Annotated in this window: 20 protein-coding genes and 1 riboswitch; of the genes, 10 read left to right on the forward strand and 10 right to left on the reverse strand. The window is 68.2% G+C overall.

Features of this window, described 5'->3' with window-relative positions; translation table 11 throughout:
• Window positions 1-54: 54 nt before the first annotated feature.
• Both AC1DJ5_RS06145 and AC1DJ5_RS06150 read right to left on the reverse strand, forming a co-directional pair.
• Entirely contained in the window at window positions 55-1,854 is a 1,800-nt protein-coding gene (locus AC1DJ5_RS06145) for a long-chain-acyl-CoA synthetase (RefSeq protein WP_477020005.1), read from the reverse strand.
• A gap of 251 nt (window positions 1,855-2,105) precedes the next feature.
• The gene (locus AC1DJ5_RS06150; RefSeq protein WP_477020006.1) at window positions 2,106-3,437 is read right to left on the reverse strand and encodes a PQQ-dependent sugar dehydrogenase; all 1,332 of its coding nucleotides are present in this window, start codon (window positions 3,435-3,437) and stop codon (window positions 2,106-2,108) included.
• A 161-nt stretch (window positions 3,438-3,598) separates the two neighbouring features.
• Here AC1DJ5_RS06150 and AC1DJ5_RS06155 point away from each other — a divergent pair, with 161 nt between their 5' ends.
• The 3 genes from AC1DJ5_RS06155 to AC1DJ5_RS06165 all read left to right on the forward strand — a co-directional run bounded on the left by AC1DJ5_RS06155 (window position 3,599) and on the right by AC1DJ5_RS06165 (window position 6,422).
• Window positions 3,599-4,534, forward strand: a complete 936-nt coding sequence (locus AC1DJ5_RS06155) for an ABC transporter ATP-binding protein (protein WP_477020007.1) — start codon at window positions 3,599-3,601, stop codon at window positions 4,532-4,534.
• A complete protein-coding gene (locus AC1DJ5_RS06160; RefSeq protein ID WP_477020008.1) occupies window positions 4,534-5,316 on the forward strand; it encodes an ABC transporter permease in 783 nt (260 codons plus the stop codon). Before AC1DJ5_RS06155 ends, AC1DJ5_RS06160 begins: the two co-directional genes overlap by 1 nt.
• A 98-nt stretch (window positions 5,317-5,414) precedes the next feature.
• Complete coding sequence (locus AC1DJ5_RS06165) at window positions 5,415-6,422, forward strand: hypothetical protein (RefSeq protein WP_477020009.1); 1,008 nt, start codon at window positions 5,415-5,417, stop codon at window positions 6,420-6,422.
• Here the strand turns inward: AC1DJ5_RS06165 and AC1DJ5_RS06170 are convergent.
• The 3 genes from AC1DJ5_RS06170 to AC1DJ5_RS06180 are packed head-to-tail and all read right to left on the reverse strand — an operon-like array spanning window position 6,419 to window position 8,196.
• The gene (locus tag AC1DJ5_RS06170) at window positions 6,419-6,964 is read right to left on the reverse strand and encodes a hypothetical protein (protein ID WP_477020010.1); all 546 of its coding nucleotides are present in this window, start codon (window positions 6,962-6,964) and stop codon (window positions 6,419-6,421) included. The two genes, AC1DJ5_RS06165 and AC1DJ5_RS06170, sit on opposite strands and share 4 nt — an antisense overlap.
• Window positions 6,965-6,991: 27 nt before the next feature.
• Complete coding sequence (locus AC1DJ5_RS06175) at window positions 6,992-7,369, reverse strand: hypothetical protein (RefSeq protein ID WP_477020011.1); 378 nt, start codon at window positions 7,367-7,369, stop codon at window positions 6,992-6,994.
• 47 nt (window positions 7,370-7,416) lie between these two features.
• The gene (locus tag AC1DJ5_RS06180; protein ID WP_477020012.1) at window positions 7,417-8,196 is read right to left on the reverse strand and encodes a ribonuclease T2 family protein; all 780 of its coding nucleotides are present in this window, start codon (window positions 8,194-8,196) and stop codon (window positions 7,417-7,419) included.
• Between the two features lie 122 nt (window positions 8,197-8,318).
• Here AC1DJ5_RS06180 and AC1DJ5_RS06185 point away from each other — a divergent pair, with 122 nt between their 5' ends.
• Both AC1DJ5_RS06185 and AC1DJ5_RS06190 read left to right on the forward strand, forming a co-directional pair.
• Window positions 8,319-8,606, forward strand: a complete 288-nt coding sequence (locus AC1DJ5_RS06185) for a hypothetical protein (protein WP_441454153.1) — start codon at window positions 8,319-8,321, stop codon at window positions 8,604-8,606.
• A gap of 75 nt (window positions 8,607-8,681) precedes the next feature.
• Window positions 8,682-9,356: a DsbA family oxidoreductase gene (locus AC1DJ5_RS06190; protein ID WP_477020013.1), complete on the forward strand. Its 675-nt coding sequence runs from the start codon at window positions 8,682-8,684 to the stop codon at window positions 9,354-9,356.
• Between the two features lie 146 nt (window positions 9,357-9,502).
• Here AC1DJ5_RS06190 and AC1DJ5_RS06195 read toward each other — a convergent pair whose 3' ends face one another.
• The 4 genes from AC1DJ5_RS06195 to thiC form a co-directional block, all read right to left on the reverse strand.
• On the reverse strand, window positions 9,503-10,381 hold the full coding sequence (locus tag AC1DJ5_RS06195) for a hypothetical protein (RefSeq protein WP_477020014.1): 879 nt from the start codon (window positions 10,379-10,381) through the stop codon (window positions 9,503-9,505).
• A gap of 112 nt (window positions 10,382-10,493) precedes the next feature.
• Window positions 10,494-11,621, reverse strand: a complete 1,128-nt coding sequence (locus AC1DJ5_RS06200; protein ID WP_477020015.1) for a helix-turn-helix domain-containing protein — start codon at window positions 11,619-11,621, stop codon at window positions 10,494-10,496.
• Between the two features lie 34 nt (window positions 11,622-11,655).
• Window positions 11,656-12,330, reverse strand: a complete 675-nt coding sequence (locus AC1DJ5_RS06205; RefSeq protein WP_477020016.1) for a hypothetical protein — start codon at window positions 12,328-12,330, stop codon at window positions 11,656-11,658.
• 273 nt (window positions 12,331-12,603) lie between these two features.
• The gene (gene thiC, locus AC1DJ5_RS06210; RefSeq protein WP_477020017.1) at window positions 12,604-14,523 is read right to left on the reverse strand and encodes a phosphomethylpyrimidine synthase ThiC; all 1,920 of its coding nucleotides are present in this window, start codon (window positions 14,521-14,523) and stop codon (window positions 12,604-12,606) included.
• A 68-nt stretch (window positions 14,524-14,591) separates the two neighbouring features.
• Window positions 14,592-14,701, reverse strand: a riboswitch (TPP riboswitch).
• Between the two features lie 218 nt (window positions 14,702-14,919).
• Here thiC and cuyA point away from each other — a divergent pair.
• Window positions 14,920-15,921 carry a D-cysteate sulfo-lyase gene (gene cuyA / locus AC1DJ5_RS06215; RefSeq protein ID WP_477020018.1) on the forward strand — a complete coding sequence of 334 codons (1,002 nt, stop codon included), beginning with the start codon at window positions 14,920-14,922 and terminating at the stop codon, window positions 15,919-15,921.
• Between the two features lie 60 nt (window positions 15,922-15,981).
• Here cuyA and AC1DJ5_RS06220 read toward each other — a convergent pair whose 3' ends face one another.
• Window positions 15,982-16,548 carry a DUF11 domain-containing protein gene (locus tag AC1DJ5_RS06220; RefSeq protein ID WP_477020019.1) on the reverse strand — a complete coding sequence of 189 codons (567 nt, stop codon included), beginning with the start codon at window positions 16,546-16,548 and terminating at the stop codon, window positions 15,982-15,984.
• A 188-nt stretch (window positions 16,549-16,736) separates the two neighbouring features.
• Here AC1DJ5_RS06220 and cuyB point away from each other — a divergent pair, with 188 nt between their 5' ends.
• The 4 genes from cuyB (at window position 16,737) to AC1DJ5_RS06240 (ending at window position 19,773) form a co-directional block, all read left to right on the forward strand.
• Window positions 16,737-17,399: a cysteate racemase gene (gene cuyB / locus AC1DJ5_RS06225; protein WP_477020020.1), complete on the forward strand. Its 663-nt coding sequence runs from the start codon at window positions 16,737-16,739 to the stop codon at window positions 17,397-17,399.
• A 196-nt stretch (window positions 17,400-17,595) separates the two neighbouring features.
• On the forward strand, window positions 17,596-18,531 hold the full coding sequence (locus AC1DJ5_RS06230; protein WP_477020021.1) for a nucleoside hydrolase: 936 nt from the start codon (window positions 17,596-17,598) through the stop codon (window positions 18,529-18,531).
• Window positions 18,528-19,373: a ribokinase gene (locus tag AC1DJ5_RS06235; RefSeq protein ID WP_477020022.1), complete on the forward strand. Its 846-nt coding sequence runs from the start codon at window positions 18,528-18,530 to the stop codon at window positions 19,371-19,373. Before AC1DJ5_RS06230 ends, AC1DJ5_RS06235 begins: the two co-directional genes overlap by 4 nt.
• Window positions 19,366-19,773, forward strand: a complete 408-nt coding sequence (locus tag AC1DJ5_RS06240; RefSeq protein ID WP_441454142.1) for a DUF805 domain-containing protein — start codon at window positions 19,366-19,368, stop codon at window positions 19,771-19,773. Before AC1DJ5_RS06235 ends, AC1DJ5_RS06240 begins: the two co-directional genes overlap by 8 nt.
• The last annotated feature ends 85 nt before the right edge of the window (window positions 19,774-19,858 follow it).

Genomic DNA, 19,858 nt, shown 5'->3' on the forward strand with positions numbered 1-19,858 from the left:
ATCGGCGTTAATGCTTAAGGGCGGGTTTCGCCGATCCCGGTTCGGGACGCGAAATCAGAGGCGGGTCGTTCCGTCGATGATCGCCGCATAGGCTTTGGGCGTCAGCTTCTGATAGCCGGCCTTGCCGCCGCGCACATAGATGGGGCCGTCGACCTTCTCCAGATCGAAGCCGTCGGCGACCAGATCGACCTTGCGGTATTTGAAGGTGCCGGTGGTCTCGGCCGACTTCATCAGGCGCAGGAAGACCGGGCGGGCGTAGGGCGGCAACTGTTCATCGGCGTAGGCGGCGAAGGCGGCGGGATCGAACTTGCCCTCCATCACCAGTCCGGCCATGCCCGCCTTGCCTTCCTGGCCGGGGACGGCGACGCCGTAGGCGATGACCTCCTGAACGCCCGGCGCGTCATGCAGCCGCTGCTCGACCTCGGCGGTCGAGACGTTCTCGCCCTTCCAGCGGTAGGTGTCGCCCAGCCGGTCCATGAAGTAGAAATAGCCGTCGCGATCCTGACGCATCAGGTCGCCGGTGCGGAACCAGCGGTCGCCCTTCTTGAAGACGTCGGTGAGGATCTTCTTTTCCGAGGCCTTCTTGTCGGCGTAGCCTGAGAAGTCGTGGCGGATGTCCGAGGCGATCTGGCCGATGGCTTCGCCGGTCTGGCCGACCGAAACCAGCTGACACAGGCTGTCCGAGCGGCGCAGCGGCTCGCCCGTCTCGGGGTCGAGCGCGACCAGGCGGATGTTGATCTGCGACTTCAGATAGCTGGGCACGCGGCCTATGGCCCCCGCCTTGCCGTCGAAGTTGAACAGGGAGACGTTGCCCTCGGTGGAGCCGTAGAACTCCATGATGTCCTTGATGCCGAAGCGCTGCTGGAAGGCGGGCCAGACGTCGGGGCGCAGGCCGTTGCCGAAGGCCAGGCGCAGCTTGTGGGCGCGCTCGTCCTCGTTCGGCGGGCAGTTGACCAAATAGCGGCACAGCTCGCCGATATAGACGAACATGGTGGCGCCCGAGGCCTTCACGTCGGGCCAGAAGCCGGTCGCCGAGAACTTGCGGCGGATGATCATCCGCCCCCCGTTCAGCAGCACGGAGCCGACCCCGACCAGACCGCCGGTCGAATGATACAGCGGCAGGCAGTTATAAAGCGCGTCCTTGGTCGTCGAGGCGGTGGCCCCGGCGAAGGCGCGCATATAGGTCCGCGCCCGCGAATGGGGGATGCGCGCGGCCTTGGGCAGGCCCGTGGTGCCCGAGGTGAAGATGAACAGGGCCGTGTCGCGGTTGGTCAGCCCCTTGCGCAGGGCCCGGTCGGGCCGCACCGAGGAGGCGCTGCGCACCGCATTGTCGATATCGCGGCGGCTGTTGGTCTCGTCCTCGTCGGCCAGGCCGTGGCCCCAGATCATCAGGCTGCGGTCGATGAAGGGGCGGGCCTCTTCCACCGCGCGCCAGGATTCCTGATCGGTGACGACGTTGAAGGCGTTGGAGATGGACAGGCAGTGGGCCAAAGCCGCGCCGGTCAGATTGGTGTTGATCAGGGCCGTGGCCACGCCGACCTTGGAGAAGCCGATCCAGGCCGCCAGGTATTCGACGCGGTTGTGCATCACCAGGGCGATGACGTCCGACCGTTTCAGGTTCCGCGCCTTGGCCCAGTGGGCGTAGCGGTTGGCCAGGGCGTCCAGCTGGCGATAGGTCAGGCGGCGGTTTTCATCCTCGACCGCCACATGGTCCGAGAATTTGTCGACCGCCTCCTCGATGTCGTCGCAGAGCAGGACATCGCTATCGAGGGTGATGGGCTTGATGCGCTTGAGGAGGCGGTACAGCCCGCTCGCGAACTTGATATCGCGCCGGATGTTCGCTGCCAGACCCATGGTTGCGCCGCCCCTCGATGAACTGTGGTCCCATGGTGATGGACGGGCGGCGACGACGGGTCAACCGGAAGACCGTGGTGAAGCGCCATCAGGCCGAGAATATCTCGAAATCCGCGCATCCGACTGTTACCCAAGGTCAATATCGCCACGTGCCGTCTACAGTCGTCGGCGGCGTTGGTTTCGGATGACGTCAATCGCTGAAAAGCGAAAGAAGCGTCGTGATCCTGAGCCTCCGTCGTCGTGACTTTGGATCAGGGGGCGGACGGCGTGGCGCGGGCTGGCGTCACGCGCCAGACGGCGTCGCCCACGTCGTCCGCGACCAGCAGCGCGCCGGAACGGATGCCCAGAACCCCGACCGGACGGCCCATGGCCTCGCCCTTGTCGTTGCGGAAGCCGGTCAGGACATCCTGCGGCGGACCCGCCGGGCGGCCGCCGCGGAAGGGAACGAAGATGACCTTGTAGCCGGATGGCGGGTTGCGGTTCCACGAGCCGTGCTGGCCGATGATCGCCCCGTTGCGCCACTGGGGCATCAGCGTTCCCGTATAGAAGGTCAGCCCCAGCGAGGCGGTGTGCGCGCCCAGGGCGTAGTCGGGCTTGATGGCCTTGGCCGTCATGTCGGGTCGGGGCGGGTGGACCCGGGGATCGACCGTCTGGCCGAAGTAGCTCCATGGCCAGCCGTAGAAGCCGCCCGGCGTGATCGCGGTCATGTAGTCGGGGACCAGATCGTCGCCGAGCGCGTCGCGTTCGTTGACCGCGACCCACAGCCGTCCGTCCTCGGGGTTCCAGGCCATGCCGACCGGATTGCGCAGACCTGAGGCGAAGACGCGCCGCGCGCCGGTCGCGCGGTCGATCTCCAGCACGGCGGCGCGGTCGACCTCTTCGCCCAGCCCGTTCTCTCCGACGTTGGAGTTGGAGCCGACCCCGACATAGAGCTTCGAGCCGTCGGCCGAGGCGACCAGGCTCTTGGTCCAGTGGTAATTGCGGCCGGCGGGCAGGTCCGCGACCTTGACCGGGACGGCGGTGATCCGGGTCTGGCCGGCGCGATAGGGGACGGCGACCAGGGCGTCGGCGTCGGCGACATAGAGGCGATCGCCGATCAGGGCCATGCCGAAGGGCGAGGTCAGGCCGGACAGGAAGACGGTCCTGGTTTCGGCTGTGCCGTCACCGTCGGCGTCGCGCAGCAGGGTGATGCGGTCGGCGCTGGCCACGCCCGCGCCCGCCTGGCCCATGACGCGGCGCTCGAACCAGCCGCGAACGCCGCCGCCGCCGCTTTCGGCGGGTTTGGCCGGGGCGTTGGTCTCGGCGACCAGAACGTCGCCGTTGGGCAGTTCATAGAGCCAGCGCGGATGGTGCAGTCCCGTGGCGAAGGCGTTGACCTGCAGGCCCGCGGCCGCGACCGGCGTCCGCCCGGGAGGCCAGCCGACGGCGGGGGCGATCTTCACCGTGGGGATGGTCTGGATATGCGCCGCCGGCAGTTGCGGGTTCGGGCCGAAACCGGCGCTCACGGGCAGGGCCTTTTCCGCGCCGCAGGCGGCCAGGGCGAGGGCCAAAGCGAGGGGCGGGGCGAGGCGGCGGCGAAGCATGGGCGGACCCTCGGCGTTCGGATCGGGCGGGAAGGCCCGGAGACCCGACATCATAGCCCCGCGTCGGATGCGCGGCGCGCGAAATGATCCGGCCTTGCGGAACGGCGCTCTTGAGCGCGTCCTGCGGCCTGCCTATCTGCGAACCTATGCCGGGAGGGCTCATGACGTCCGTGATCGCCATCGAGGGTCTGACCAAGACCTATAAGTCCGGGCTTCAGGCGCTGAAGCACGTCGATCTGAATATCCGCAAGGGCGAGATCTTCGCCCTGCTGGGGCCGAACGGGGCGGGCAAGACCACCCTGATCTCCATCGTCTGCGGCATCGTCACGCCGTCGAGCGGGACGGTGACGGCCGAGGGCTTCGACATCCTCAAGGACTACCGCGCCGCGCGCACGCGCATCGGCCTGGTGCCGCAGGAACTGACGACCGACGCCTTCGAGACCGTCCTGGCCACCGTCACCTTCAGTCGCGGCCTGTTCGGCAAGGCGTCGAACCCGGCCCATATCGAAAAGGTGCTGCGTGAACTGTCCCTGTGGGACAAGAAGGACGCCAAGATCATGACCCTGTCCGGCGGGATGAAGCGCCGGGTCATGATCGCCAAGGCCCTGAGCCACGAGCCTGATATCCTGTTCCTGGACGAACCGACGGCGGGCGTGGACGTGGAACTGCGCCGCGACATGTGGGCCCTGGTGCGTCAACTGCGTGATCGGGGCGTCACCATCATCCTGACCACCCACTATATCGAGGAGGCCGAGGAGATGGCCGATCGGGTGGGGGTCATCCTGAAGGGCGAACTGATCCTGGTCGAGGACAAGGCCGTCCTGATGACGAAGCTGGGCAAGAAGACCCTAACCCTGAATCTGCAGACGCCGATGGCGGCGATCCCGCCGGAACTGGCTGAATGGGACCTGAGCCTGAGGAACGAGGGCGGCGAACTGGAATACGCCTTTGACGCCCAGGCCGAGGACACAGGCGTGCCGACCCTGTTGCGCAAGCTGGAGGGGCTCGGCGTCGCCTTCAAGGATTTGAACACCCGCCAGAGCTCGCTGGAAGACATCTTCGTCAGCCTGGTCCACCGCGATCGGGAGGATGTGTGATGACGTTCAACGGACACGGCGCCAATCCACGGGGCGTCTGGGCCATCTATCGCTTCGAGATGGCGCGGGCGCTGCGCACCCTGTGGCAGTCCATCGTCACCCCGGTCATCACCACGGCCCTGTATTTCGTCGTCTTCGGCGGGGCCATCGGCAGCCGCATGACCGAGATCGGCGGCGTGCCCTACGGCGCCTTCATCGTGCCCGGTCTGATCATGCTGAGCCTGTTCACCCAGTCGATCTTCAACGCCAGTTTCGGCATCTACTTCCCCAAATTCACCGGCACTATCTACGAGATCCTGTCGGCGCCCGTCAGCCCGCTGGAGATCGTCATCGCCTATGTCGGGGCGGCCGCGACCAAGTCGGCGCTGCTGGGGCTGATCATTCTGGCGACGGCATCGTTGTTCGTGCCGTTGCAGATCCTGCATCCCTTCTGGATGTTGGCCTTCCTGGTCCTGATCGCCACCACCTTCAGCCTGTTCGGCTTCATCATCGGCGTCTGGGCGCAGAATTTCGAACAGCTGCAGATGATCCCCATGCTGATCGTGACGCCCCTGACCTTCCTCGGCGGGGCCTTTTATTCGATCGACATGCTGCCCGACGGCTGGCGCACGGTGACCTTGTTCAACCCGGTGGTCTATCTGATCTCGGGCTTCCGCTGGGCCTTCTACGGCATAGGCGACGTCAGCGTCGGGATCAGTCTGAGCGCGACGCTGGGTTTCTTCTTCCTGTGCCTGGCGGTGGTGGGCTGGATTTTCAAGACGGGGTACCGGCTGAAGAACTGAGGCCGCATTCCGCGCGTCACGAAACCGCCGAACTCCCTTAGCAGGTTGAGGCTCCGCCGACCCTTTCGTGATGCGCCCCGCCCGGCGCCGGAGCCCGAATGTCCGACGCCGACGACAAGCCCGTTCCCTTCGCCCGCCGCCCCGTTCAGTGGGGCCGGCCGCCCCAGACCGTGTTCCGCGTCGGGCCGCTGCCGCGCGGGGGCGCCCTGCCGCCTCAGGCCGCGGCGCCGACGCCCCGTCCTGCTGCGCCGCGCCCGGCCTCGAGCGGGGTCTTTGCCGGTTCGCTGGTGCCGCAACGCCGCGCACCGCAACCGGCCGCTGCCCCCAGCCTGATCACCGCCCCGATCCCGACGCTGTCCGAGGCTCCGCAGCGGCAGCCGCTGCGCGCCGCCGCCCCCGCCGCCCCGGCGGCGCCCGTCGATACGACGCCCAGGCCCTTGTCGCCGGTTGCGGCGCCGCTCGCCCCGGCCGTCGCTCGCGCGCCTCAAGCCGCGCCGACGCCCGCAGTTGCCGTGGCTGCGCCCAAGGTGGAGCCGTCCAGTTTCGCAACGCCCTTGGCGGCGCGACGACCCGCCCGCAGCGCTGTCAGCCGCGCGCCCCTCTACATCACCGCCGCCGCCGTGGTGGTGATCGGGGCTCCGCTAGCGACCTGGCTGATCACCCGTTCGAACAGCCAACCGACGCCCGCCGCGCCGTCGTCGGCCCGGATCGCCTCGCCCGGGCTGGAGGCCGAGACCCCCGCCGCTCCGGCGGTCCAGGCCGCTTCCGGCCTGGTCGCCGCGCCTGTCGCTGCGCCTCTGGCGACGGCTCCGACGCCCGCGTCCGCCGCGCGTTCGGCAGCCCGACCGCCGCGCCGGGCTGCCGCCGCATCGCCGGAAACCCTGGCCGCGAACACGGCCCCGTCGTCCGCCGCGACGCCGCCGGCCGGCCTTGCGCCCGTTGTGCCGGCGTCCGTTATGGCTGCGTCTGTCGTGTCTGCGCCTGTCGTGCTGGTCGCCCCGGCGCCCGAACCGGCTCAGCCCGCCGGCCCGGCGCCCACTGCTGCGCGTCCGCCTCAGACCGATCCCAACGCCCCGGTGGTCACCAAGCCTCAGCCGCTGGATTAGGGCTTGGGCGGGGGCGTCTGCTCGGCCAGGGGCGGCACGCCGGCCGCCTGGCGAACGGCGTCCGTGAGGAGGTCGCGGTCGAGCGCGCTCTGTCTGATGGGCTGGTCCCCACTCTGGACGAACTGGGTGCCGTAGATCTGCGGTCGGCCGGTCGCCAGCAGGTAGCGATCCAGACTGGCGGCGGCCAGCCTGGCGCCGCGCTTTTCGCCCTGGCTCAGGGCGGCGGTCGCCAGCGCGTGGGCCAGCAGATAGTCGTCCGGCTCCAGGCTGTGCTGGAAGATGAGGCCTGCCCGCAAGTAGTCCGCGCCGGACCTGACCTCGCCGCGCTTGAGCATCGCACGGACCTCGACCAGACGCTCGGCGTCGGCCATGACCTCCATCAGATCGATCACGCCGTCCTTGCGCGCCGCCTGGTCGGCGTTGAACAGGGCGGCGAGCGCCCGATTGTCGGCCACGGGCGGGGGCGCCTGGTCAGGACGGTCCGAAGGGCGGCAGGCGGCGAGAAGCAGCGCCGTCGCCAGGAGTGTGGCTACGAGTTTCATGCTCCTGGATAAGGGGAACGGCAGCGCTTAGCGCAAGGTCAGGTATCCGCGTTCGATCATGCGGCGCAGGGCCTCATAGACCTCGGCCAACTCCTCATAGGCGGTGCGGGCGGCGGTCAGGCGGGCGGTCTGGTCCGGGGTGACGGCCGAGCCGGATTCCAACAGGCGCAGGGCCTCGGCGGCCCAGCGGGCCCGGGCGCTGGCGGTCAGGACGGCCAGTTTCTGAAACGTGGCCACATCGACCCGCGACAGGGTCTGACCGATGACTTCGCGGTTCGAGATGAAGGCGGTGTAGTCGATCTGCTCCAGCAGGCCGCGCAGGCGGCGCTGCTCCTGCGGGTCGAGATCCTGCGGCTCGAAATGGTCGCGCGGGCGGCGGTAGCTCTGGGTCAGCACGGTCGACATCGGCGGCGCTCCACTAGGACTGCGGAGCCGAGGCTGCGCCGCTTCGGTTAACGGGTCGTTTGCGCCGCCGCCGAGATGCCCGTGGGCGCGAGTTTCAGCGGCTCGTGATCGGGCGCGCCCTGGCCGCGCGGGCAGGCCATGGGGCGATAGGTCTTGGAGTAGCAGAGCCGCGCCTCGCGGAACCAGCCGTCGGTCGTGGCGATGAAGACGCCGTCGCGCGGCAGGCCCGGGTTGGCGGCGACGAAGGCGTCGCGGATGGCGCCGGCGGTCAGGCGCGCCTCGGGGATGGCCTCCAGATCGGGCTTGTTCAGCCTGTTCCACAGCTGCGCCGCCTGTTCGAAATAGGCCTCGGGGCTGTCCCAGCCGCAGGCGCCGTGGGCGGCCCATTCGTGCTGCTGAAGGCTGGGAGACGGGGTCATGCAGAAGGTCTTGCGCACGGTTTCCAGCGGTATGCCGGAAACCGGCTTGCAGTAGCGCGGGTGCCTGTCGCCGTCGCCGTTGGGCCACAGGCCGTGCAGGGTCAGGCCGAAGCGGTTCTGGGCGCACTGATGGCGTTCGTCGGGATAGTCCTTGCCCGAGCGGCAGGCCTGGGGCGACCAACTGACGGCCAGCATGTTGAAGGCGACCGGCACGTCGGCGGCGACCTCGTCCGCGGGGGGCGTATAGGGGCGGGCGGGGCTCAGGTCGGCGGGAACGGCGCAGGTCGCGACCGCGGGCGAGGCCGTCATGACCGGCGGCGACAGGCGGGCCTCGCAGCCGGCCAGCAGCGCGGCGGCGCTCAGAACGGCGCCCCAGACGGCGGGCGAGGGCAGCAAGGTCGGCCGCATGGCGCAGGCTCCGGGTCGGACAGGACGGTTTCCGACGCCTAACCGTTAAGTCGGCGACGGTCGAGACGGAACCCGGCGCCCGCTCCGCTCATTCCACAAAGCGTCAGTGTTGAGGAGCCCCCATGCCCGACGACCGCAACGCCTTCGAGGCCGCCCTGGAAGAGGCGATCGCCCTGTTCGAACAGGGCGAGGGGCTGGATCACATGCGCTTCGACGCCCTGCTGGCCGAGATCGAGGCCCGCCGGGCGGCCCTGGTCGCCGTGCCGGAGAGCGATCCCCGCGTCGAGGAGATCCGCCGCCTTCAGGCCCGCGCCGACGAGCTGGAGGCCCGCGTCGCGGCGGGCAAGGGTTCGGTCATGGACGAGGTCAACCAGACCCTGTCGCCCCTGATGGGGCGGAAGGGGGCTTAGGGCGCCCGGAGGGGTAGCGGCGGCGATCAGCAACACCATATGGTGCGGAATAACCCTGCCCGAGGAACCGCTCCCATGACCGACGCCGCCCCCGCTCTGAAGACCCTGAAGATCGACTTCGTTTCGGACGTGGTCTGCCCCTGGTGCGTGGTGGGGCTGGGCGGGCTGACGACCGCGCTGGAGACGCTGAAGGGCGAGGGCGTCACGGCGGATGTGAGATTCCAGCCGTTCGAGCTGAACCCGCAGATGGCGCCCGAGGGCGAGAACATCGTCGAGCACATCGGCCGCAAATACGGCTCCACCCCCGAGCAGTCGGCGGCCAACCGCGTCATGATCCGCGAGCGCGCCGCCGAGGTCGGCTTTGACATGCGGATGGGCGACGACAGCCGCATCTGGAACACCTTTGACGCCCACCGCCTGCTGCACTGGGCGGGCGAGGCGGCGCCCGACCAGCAGGCGGCGCTGAAGCGCGCCCTGTTCACCGCCCACTTCACCGAGGGCCGCAACTTGACCGACGCCGGGGTGCTGACCCAGGCGGCCGAGGCGGCGGGGCTGGGCCGGGCCGAGGCGGCCGAGGTGCTGGCCTCGGGCCGCTATGCGCCGGAGGTGCGCGCCGCCGAGGACCTGTGGCGGGCGCGGGGCATCACCTCGGTCCCCGCCGTGGTGGTCGAGGGGAAATACCTGATCAGCGGCGGCCAGCCGCCGGCGGCCTTTGAAGAGGCGCTGAGGAAGATCGCGGCGGAGGTTTAGGGGCCGCGCTCAAGCAGCCCGAAGGGCGTTAGCGCACTAAGACTCCTTCTGAGAAGGTGGGCGAGCGAAGCGAGGTCGGATGAGGGGTTGCGCCCCCGTCCGGCCTTTTGCTGTTTTTGAGGGCGGCGAGACCCCTCATCCGGCCCTTACGGGCCACCCGTCGTCAGCTCGCGGTGCGAGCTTCCTCCACCCGCAAGGGGAGAAGGATCAGGCAGCGGCGGCTTCGCTTCCAGAAAAACAGAGTCCAATTCGTCTGAATCGTCTGAAATCCGCCCCTCGGGATCGAGGCGGGCCTTGAGGGCGGCCATGCGGGCTTCGATGGCGCGGCGGCCGGCGTGGTCGTCGGGGGACAGGAGGGCGGCGTCGCGGGCGACCTCGGCGACGGCTTTCAGGTCGGCGTCCAGCGTGGCGGCGGGATCGGGGGCGGGTTCTGGCGTGAGGGCGGCCAGCAGGGCGGGGTCGGTCAGGGCGCGCCAGGTGCGCAGCCAGGAGGCGGCCTCGACGGCGCGGCCGCGCTGCAGGGCGCGGTTCAGCCGCATCAGGGCCTGGGCCGCCATCTGGGCCAGGTCGGGGGCGGGGGCTTCGGGGTCTTCGTCCTGCGGATCGGGCCAGACGTCCTCCATGTCGCTGCGGCGCCAGCCCTCGCGCGCGGCGCGGGACCGCAGGGTTCCCAGCTTCAGGTCATAGCGGGCGCAGACGGCCTCGGCCGGGTCTCCGGCCAGATAGTCGCGCCGCGCCGCCGCCCAGGTCCGCTCCGAGCGGACGCGATAGCCAGTGTCGCCAGTGGGGTCGCCGGTGGGGTCGCCCATGAGGTCGCCCATGACGCCATCGGGGGCCTCGGGTGCGGCGCCGCCGCCGAGAGGCGGGCCGTCCGCCCCGGCGGGCGCCGTCGGGTCGGGGGCCGTCGAGGGCCGGACATGGTCCGGGATGTAGGTGACGTCGCCGAGCTCATCCTGCTCCCACCGCCCCGAGGCGATGATCCGGGGCTCGCCCTCGTGCCAGTATGCCTCCCGCGCGTCGTCCATCTCGCCTCCTCCTGCCTGCGGGAAGGAGGTTGGCGGACGGGTGCGTCAGGATCGGACGGGGGCTGCTCGGCGGAGCCGGTGAACGTCATTCGTCAGCCCCGCCCGATGTAGATCAAACTACGCGCAGGCGAACGACGGGCGCGGCTTCTTGCCTCAAGTAGCCGCGTGGTAATGCTGCCAACGATTCGAGATCAGCCGCTTCAAGGCCTGTTCCGTCCAAAATTTCCTGTCGAGTGAACGCCTTGCTTTCGATCCCCAGTTTCACAGCCTCTGCGAGGGCAACAGGGATTTCGAACGGGATTTCATCATCAAGCGGCTCGGCTTTTCTCCAGCCTCTTGCGCTCAGGTATTTGAAGAGCCGTTCTTTATACTCCTCACCGAATGCGCCCAACGATGACGCTCGCATGATCATCCCAGCGATGGAGACACGCCATTTCCGCTTCAAAGAAACGAAATGTTCCAATTCAAGCCTGGAGATGTCGCGGGCGAACGTTTCTGCTGGAAGCAAAAACGCGCTGGCGAATTTGTGAGCTTGCCGCTCCATCTCCGCGTACTCGGCCTTGTTCAAAAGGGCCGGTTTAACGCCGCGATGCATAACGAGATGCCCCAACTCATGCGCGGCATCAAAACGTGACCTTACTGCCGACGCCTTATCAGCGGAGAGCAGAACAACTGGTCTGTGGCAATCAAGGGACCAAGCCGATACGCCGTCCATTTTGACGCCCCCGAGTTCCTCGCGAACTACTAAGGCTCCAGCATTTTCTAGTACTGCGACAACATCAGCGATGGGGCCTTGGCCCAACTGCCAGTGCAACCGGCACTCAGCGGCCGCATCTTCAATCGCCGCGTCGTCAATCTGGCCGAGTGTGCCGAGGTTCAGATGGGGAAAATCTACCTCAGCGAAGTCAACCCATTCAGCTAGGTACTGTTCTAGGAGTTCGGCCCAGCGCAGGCGGGATTTGGACTTCTTTTGAAGCCCAACCGTGATGCTCGCATTCGAGCGGAAAAAATGATCAGTGCAAGCAGTGCCTGACTGCTCAAACAGCGTTGCCCTTACGCCCAGCGCGACCGACAGACGAGAAATGGCATCCCAATCAGGGTTCTGTCTGCCAGTCTCCCAAGCGGAAACGGTAGATGAATCTCGCCCGACAATCTGGGCAAGCGAGGTCTGCGTAAGGCCACGGGCGAGCCGCGCCTCCTCCAGTCGTTCCCCGTTAAAGGTGAGTGCGCCTCGCGCCATAAAATACCTAGCAGTTACAAATTGGTACCGGGGATTAACCCTCGGTACCCGTATCTTCGTCTGATCCCGTTGAGCGGCGGATAGCGCGCAAACGCGGGATCCGTCGATCAGCGACAGGTGTTTCGGCCCAGTCGGCTTCTTCGTAAAGCCCCCGCACCGAATCCATGGACTGATAGAAGTGCCACGACCTGAGCGACACCGTCGGTACGCCAAAGAAGATGCCCCCGGGCAGACTCTGGTCGGCGTCTCGATGAGGCTTCGCCACAAGGATCATCGCGAAGCGATAGCCATCCAGCGGAGGCTCGTCCTCCTCGGTTTCCAGAAGGCTTAATTGAACAGGATCAAGTGCCGCATTGAGCTTTGCCAACTCCAGCCGTGCTTGGGATCGGCGAAGATTGTCCAGGGAGTCGGTGATGGAGGTCGCAATGATGGTACCCCCCATCCGAACCAGCGACATGGGATATCGGGAAGTGCCGATGCGAGCGGTCATTTGCTCTGCACCGAGAGACACGGCTGCATCAACCACTCCGCGTTGGACGGCGTAGTGACGATCCGTGCCGCGGGCATAAGCCATTTGCTCGGGGAGCACTCGCCCATCCATCGTCGCGCGTCGATGCGATGATGCGAACGCACCATCGATACGTTCAGGCACCTGCGAGAAGAACGCGCCCGGAATGTCGGATCGGATTACTCGCGAGAAAAAGCCCATTAGCCGCCTGCCTGTTTGCGCCAAGCGGGAAAATGACGCAAAATTCTGCGCGAAGCAAGTCTAATGATCAAATCATTGCGTTTCTGAGCGAAGGCACTCCTTTATCTTTGGCGCGATGAACTTCCCCGACCGTTCCTCGCGCGTGCCGGTCTTGGCGATGGTATCGGGGTCGATGCGGGACTTCATGGTTAGCGCTCCGCGCAGGGGTAGGACGCGAGGCTAATCGAAGCCGCCTCGCGTCCATAGTCCTGATCCCGGCGTGGGCCGCGCCGGTTAGACCTTCACCTCAATCGCCGCGCCGCCCGCCCGGAACTTGGCGCTCATTTCGGCCATGCCGGCTTCGGCTTCCTGAGCGGCGAGGCTGGCGCCGGCGTCATTTTGCGCCAGGGCGTCGCGGCGGATGTCCTGGCTGATCTTCATGCTGCAGAACTTGGGGCCGCACATGGAGCAGAAGTGGGCGGTCTTGTGCGCTTCCTTGGGCAGGGTGGCGTCGTGGTATTTGCGGGCGGTTTCGGGGTCGAGGCCGAGGTTGAACTGGTCCTCCCAGCGGAACTCGAAGCGGGCGCGTGAAAGCGCGTCGTCGTGCATGCGGGCGGCGGGGTGGCCCTTGGCCAGGTCGGCGGCGTGGGCGGCGATCTTGTAGGTGATGACGCCGTCCTTGACGTCCTGACGGTCGGGCAGGCCCAGGTGCTCTTTCGGCGTGACGTAGCAGAGCATGGCCGTGCCGAACCAGCCGATCATGGCCGCGCCGATGGCGCTGGTGATGTGGTCGTAGCCGGGGGCGATGTCGGTGGTCAGCGGGCCCAAGGTATAGAAGGGCGCCTCGTGGCAGTGCTTGAGCTGCTCATCCATGTTGGCCTTGATCTTGTGCATCGGCACGTGGCCGGGGCCTTCGATCATGACCTGACAGCCCTTGGCCCAGGCGATCTTGGTCAGTTCGCCGAGGGTGCGCAGTTCGGCGAACTGGGCCTCGTCATTGGCGTCGGCGATGGAGCCGGGGCGCAGGCCGTCGCCCAGCGAGAAGCTGACATCATAGGCGCGCATGATGTCGCAGATGTCCTCGAAGTGCTCGTAGAGGAAGCTCTCCTTGTGGTGGGCCAGGCACCACTTGGCCATGATGGAGCCGCCGCGCGAGACGATGCCCGTCACGCGCTTGGCCGTCATCGGCACGAAGGGCAGGCGCACGCCCGCGTGGATGGTGAAGTAGTCCACACCCTGTTCCGCCTGTTCGATCAGGGTGTCGCGGAACACCTCCCAGGTCAGGTCCTCGGCGACGCCGTTCACCTTCTCCAGCGCCTGATAGATGGGCACGGTGCCGATGGGGACGGACGAGTTGCGGATGATCCAGTCGCGGATGTTGTGGATGTTGCGGCCCGTCGACAGATCCATGACGTTGTCGGCGCCCCAGCGGGTGGCCCAGACCAGCTTGTCCACCTCGTCGTCGACGCTGGAGAGAACGGCCGAGTTGCCGATGTTGGCGTTGATCTTCACCAGGAAGTTGCGGCCGATGATCATCGGCTCGACTTCGGGGTGGTTGATGTTGTGCGGGATGATGGCGCGGCCGCGGGCGATTTCCTGACGCACGAACTCGGGCGTCACGAAGTCCGGGATGCTGGCGCCGAAGTCTTCGCCGTCGCGGATGCAGGGGGCGTTCTGCTCGCGGCGCAGGTTCTCGCGGATGGCGACGTATTCCATTTCGGGGGTGATGATCCCGGCTTTGGCGTACTCGTATTGCGTGACGGGGCGGCCCTCGACGCCCTTGAAGACGTGGTGGTGCGAGGTGTCGAAGCGGGGGGCCAGGTTCTTGCCGCTGGCGTGGCCGTTGTCCTCGGGTTTGACCTCGCGCGGATTGGCCACGGGGGCGATGTCGCCGCGGTCCAGCTGCCAGCTGGATTTGACGCGGGGCAGGCCGCGCTTGATGTCGATGGTCGCGGTCGGGTCGGTGTAGGGGCCGGAGCTGTCGTACATCGTCACCGGCGGCTCGTTGGCCGAGGGGTGGACGGCGACCTCGCGGAAGGGGACGCGGATGTCGGGGTAGAGCTCGCCCGCCACATAGACCTTGACGCCCCCGGCGCGCGGGCCGGTGGGGATGCGGCCGGTCTCGGCCTCGACGGCCTTGCGGGCTTCGGCGAGGGGCAGTTCGATATTGGGTTCTGCGGGCGTGGTCGGAGTCGGGGTGACGGCGATGTTCATGGCGGCCTCTGTGCTTCAAGAGGTCCGCCGACGTCGGGCGAGGCGGTCCCATGGCGTAAAGCCGCCAGCGACCAAAGCGTTTCCCATCCCTTCGCCGGCATGACCCGGATCAGGTTCGACGGGTCAGAGGAAAAACCTCAATCTCAGCCGCTCAATTGCGACCCCCCGGAGAACGGCGCGAACCTAGCCGGTTCCGCGTTGGGGTCAAGCCGATGGCGCAAGAGGGGAGGGGGGCGGCCCGGCTTCTCAGTCGGGGGGGCGTTAAGGCCGGGCCGCCACAGACGTCGTCGGGGTTGGGGGGCGTCCGACGGGTCCGATCACATAACCACGGACCCCAAACTTGGTTCCGCAAGAATTTGCGTGTTAGCCATGATTATTGAACCGGAGCCCCCGACCATGCATCTCGCCCGCTTTCCCCGCGTCCGCCTGGCCCATCTGCCGACCCCGCTGGAGCCCGCGCCGCGGCTGTCGGAGGCGCTGGGGATCGACCTCTGGATCAAGCGCGACGACTGCACCGGCCTGGCCGGCGGCGGCAACAAGACCCGCAAGCTGGAGTTCCTGCTGGGGGACGCACTTGAGGTCGGCGCCGACACCCTGGTGACGCAAGGGGCGGTGCAGTCGAACCACGTGCGCCAGACGGCGGCGGCGGCGGCGGCGCACGGCCTGAAGTGCGAGATCATCCTGGAGGAGCGGACGGGTTCTACGGCGACGGACTATGTCGAGAACGGCAACGTCCTGCTGGACCGGCTGTACGGGGCGGCAGTCCGGCGCGTGCCGGGCGGGGCCGACATGGCGGCCGAGCTGGAGAAGACGGCGGAGGCGGTGCGGGCGAAGGGCGGCAAGCCCTATGTCATTCCGGGCGGCGGCTCGAACGCGGTCGGGGCCCTGGGCTATGTCGACTGCGCCCGCGAGATCGTGGTGCAGGCGGACGAGCTGGATCTGGCGGTCAGCCGCATCGTCACGGCGACCGGCAGCGCCGGGACGCACGCGGGTCTGGTGGCCGGTCTGGCGGTGATGGGGGCGGACATTCCGGTGCTGGGCATCGGGGTGCGGGCGCCCAAGGACAAGCAGGAAGCCAATGTGCTGAAGCTGGCGCGGGAGACGGCGTCGCTGCTGGGCCACCCCGACCGGGTCAAGGACGAGATGGTGGTGGCCGACTGCGACTATGTCGGGGCCGGATACGGCCTGATCGATCAGGCGGTGATCGAGGCGCTGAAGCTGGCGGCGCGGACCGACGGCCTGCTGCTGGACCCGGTCTATACCGGCAAGGCGATGAAGGGGCTGATCGCCCTGGCCAAGGCCGGGCGCTTCAAGGACGAGACGGTGGTCTTCCTGCACACCGGCGGGGCGCAGGGGCTGTTCGGTTATCAGGGCGAGCTGGAGCCGATGATCGGGTAACGAGGCGGCGGGGCCGGGACGGCGCGCAAGCGAGCCCTGAACCGCCGTCCCTTCGATCAATCAGGCGGCGGCGCGTCGGCGCTGAAGATGCAGGGCCGCGCCGCCGGCCAGCAGGGCGCCGAACAGGATCATCGCCCATTCCGTAAGCGTCGGCACCTGGGCGGGCGGGGCGGCCACCGCGGTGTCAACGTCCGCCGCGCTGTTGTTGCCAGGGGTCGGGTCAGTGGTCGCAGAGGTGATGGTGGCGGTGTTCGAGAAAGCGCCGACCGCTGCCGGGGACAACTGCGTCGTCAGCGAGAATGTGGCCGAGGCGCCGCTCGCGAACCCTGCCGTCGAGCAAGTGACCGCCCCGCCCACGCCGACCGGGGGCGTCGTGCAGGTCCATCCGCCAGGTGCGGCCAACGAAACAAACGTCAGCCAGCCGGGAAGGATGTCGGTAACCATGGCGCTCGCCGCCATGTCCGGCCCCGCGTTGGAGGCGGTGATCGTATAGGCGACATTCGAGCCCGCCGTCGCCGTCGTCTGGCCGTCGGTCTTGGTGATCGACAGGTCGGCGCTTTGCGCCGCCGCCGTCGTCGCCGCGGCCGAGAGCAAGGCTCCGCACACCACTCCGATATATCGCTTCATCTTCTGCCCCTCCCGTGGATGCGGCGACGACTCCCATGCAAGGCGAAGCGCGTCAATGTGAAGCTTGGCGTGGGGCGGGCTCTAGCCGGGCTGAAAAAATCTCTGGCTGTGAGCGGAGGAAGCTTCGAAGAAGGCGGCGAGAGCCGGAGTGAATCCACGCTTACGGTCGGTCGGCGCTGAAGGTTGAGATGAGCAAGATTCTGGGCGTTCTGGGGGGCATGGGGCCGGCGGCGACGCTGGGCTTTCTGGCGCGGGTGCAGGCCCTGACCCCGGCCAAGGGGGACGAGGACCACATCCGCGTCCTCGCCGACATCAATCCGCAGGTGCCGAACCGGCATAGCCAACCCGAGGCGGCGGGTCGGACCCTGGGCGAGATGGCCGTGCGGCTGAAGGCGGCGGGGGCCGAGGTCCTGGCCATGCCGTGCAACACTGCCCACGCCCATGCCGAGGCGATCCGGGCGGCGGGTCTGCCGTTCATCGACATGGTGGTGGAGACGGCCAAGGCGGCGAAGGGTGCTGGCGCGACCCGCATCGGGGTGCTGGCGACGCCGGGGGGCGAGGCGCTTTATGCCGAGGCCCTGGCGGCCGAGGGCGTGGAGATGGTGCGGCTGTCGGAGGCTGCCCGCGCCCGCTTCATGACGGTGGTGTTCGCGGTCAAGGCGGGCGACGTCGGGCCGAAGCAGCGCGCGGCAATGCGCGACCTGGCGGGGGCCCTGGTCGCGGCGGGGGCCGAGGGCGTCATCGGCGGCTGCACCGAGGTGCCGCTGTTGCTGGATGCGACGGATGTGGCGGTGCCGCTGACGGACTCGGCCGAGGTGCTGGCGAGGGTGTGCGTCGAGGCGTGTCTGTAATTTGCCCTTCTCCCCTTGCGGGAGAAGGTGGCCCGGTAGGGCCGGATGAGGGGTTTTGCGACGGGTGACGGGCTGTGAAGTTGAGGGCGGTGCGACCCCTCATCCGTCTGGCTTCGCCAGCCACCTTCTCCCGCAAGGGGAGAAGGATAGGGGCGCGGCGGTTGCCTCGCGCGCCGTCACGCGGCACACCGGCTGGGTGAAACAGTCTCTCATCATCGATTGCGACCCCGGCGTGGATGACGCCACGGGGTTGCTGACCGCCTTCGCCTCTCCCGCGTTCGACCTGCTGGCCGTGACCACGGTCGGGGGCAACGTCAGCGCCGAGAAGACCGCGCGCAACGCCCGCATCCTGCGCCAGATCGCCGGGCGCGAGGAGGTGCCGGTCTTTGTCGGGGCCGAGCGGCCTTTGCGGCGCGAGCCGGCGGGGGCCGGGGAGTTCCACGGGGTCGAGGGGCTGGGCGATCTGACGCCGTTCGAGCCGGAGGCGCCGGCCGGCGAGGGGACATCCGCCGAGGCCATCGTGCGGCTGGTGATGGAACGGCCCGCCGGGTCCGTGGCCCTGGCCGTCATGGGGCCGATGACCAATCTGGCGCTGGCCATGCGGGCCGAGCCGAGGCTGGCGGCGCGTCTGGGGCAGGTCGTCGTCATGGGCGGCGCGCGCAGCGAGGGCGGCAACATCACCGCCAGCGCCGAGTTCAACATCTGGGCCGACCCGGATGCGGCGGCCGAGGTCTTCGCCTCGGGGTGCCGGATGATCGTCATGGGGCTGGACGTCACGCATCAGGTGCGGGCGACCGAGGCGCGGATCGCGGCCATCGAGGCGGTGGACACGGCCTCGGCGCGGACGGCGGCGGGGATGCTGCGCTTCTCGCAGCGGACCGAGCGCGAGATCGTCGGCTGGGACGCCGGGCCGCTGCACGACCCCTGCACCGTGGCCTGGCTGCTGAAGCCGGAGCTGTTCGCGCTGGCGCCCTGCCGGATCGAGGTGGAGACGGAGAGCGAGTTGACGCGCGGGCATACGGCGGTGGAGTTCCGCGTCGAGGCGGCGGCGGCGCATCATTTCTGGGCGACGAAGGCGGATGCGGACGGGGTCTTCGCCCTGATCACCGAGAGACTGGGAGCGGGTCAATGAGGATCACCGTCGTCGGGTCGATCAATCTGGACATCGTCGCCTCGGCCCCCAGCCTGCCGGCGCCGGGCGAGACGGTGACGGGGGCGACCCTGGCCCGCCATCCGGGCGGCAAGGGCGCCAATCAGGCCCTGGCCGCGCGGCGGCTGGGCGCCGAGGTCAGTCTCATCGGTCGCGTGGGCGAGGACGAGATGGCGGGGGCGGCCACCGCCCTGCTGCGCGCCGATGGCGTCGATCTGTCCGGCGTCGAGACGGATATGGATGCGCCGACGGGGGTGGCCCTGATCGCTGTCGATCCCTCGGGCGAGAACCAGATCGTGGTCGCCGCCGGGGCCAATCACGCGGTGACGCCGGAACAGCTGCCGGCGCGCATCGAGACCCCGTTGATCGCCCAGCTGGAACTGCCGATCGAGACGGTCGAGGCGGCGGTGGGGCGGGCGACGGACTTCGTCTGCGTCAACCTGGCGCCCGCCGCTCCGGTGTCGGAGGCCCTGCTGCGGCGGGCCGATCTGATCGTGGTCAACGAGACCGAGGCCGCCTTCTACGGCGACGCCCTGCACGCGGGCGGCGGTCGGGTGGTGGTGACCAAGGGGGCGCGCGGCGCCGCCATGTATCAGCGCGGGGTGGAGATGGCCTGGGCCGTGCCGCCGCGCGTGCACGCCATTGACGCGACGGGGGCGGGCGACGCCTTTGTCGGCGCCATTGTCGTGGCGCTGCTGGACGGGATGACGCCGGATGCGGCGCTGCACTTCGCCTGTGCGGCGGGGGCGCTGGCCGCCACGCGGCCGGGCGCGCAGCCGTCGCTGGGGACGCGCGATGAGGTCGAGGGGTTGCTCAATGACTGAAGTTGCTAGGCCAAATCGGGTTCTTCAGGTTTTCAAGGGACGGACGAACCGGCGTCTTTACTGGCTGCTGATCGGGGGGATCGTCGCCCTATTTGTCGCAACAGCGCCGCTGCTTTCAGTTTATGCGGGCTTCGTGACGCTGCCCTTGTGGCTGCTGGTCGCCGGGCGGCGATTGCATGACTTCGGACGGACGGCGTGGTGGGCGCTGATTCCGTTCGGGGTCGGGTTCGCTCGCGGGTTGCTGGGAGACGTTCTGCCGATTTCCGAGGCGCAGTCGACTATGGCCCTGGGGCTGCTGTCGATCGCGGTTGCGTTGGTGATCGGCATCTGGCCCGGCGACGCAGAAGCAAACCGCTTCGGTGCTCGCCCAGGGCGATCCCTGGCGGATATGCGGGCCTAGAACATCGCCCACTGTCCGTCCGTTTGAGGGGACGGAAGACCAATCAGCCGCCGCGCTCCGTATCGCCTCGCCCTCCCCACCCGGT

The organism is Brevundimonas sp. 01N35, assembly GCF_056399785.1.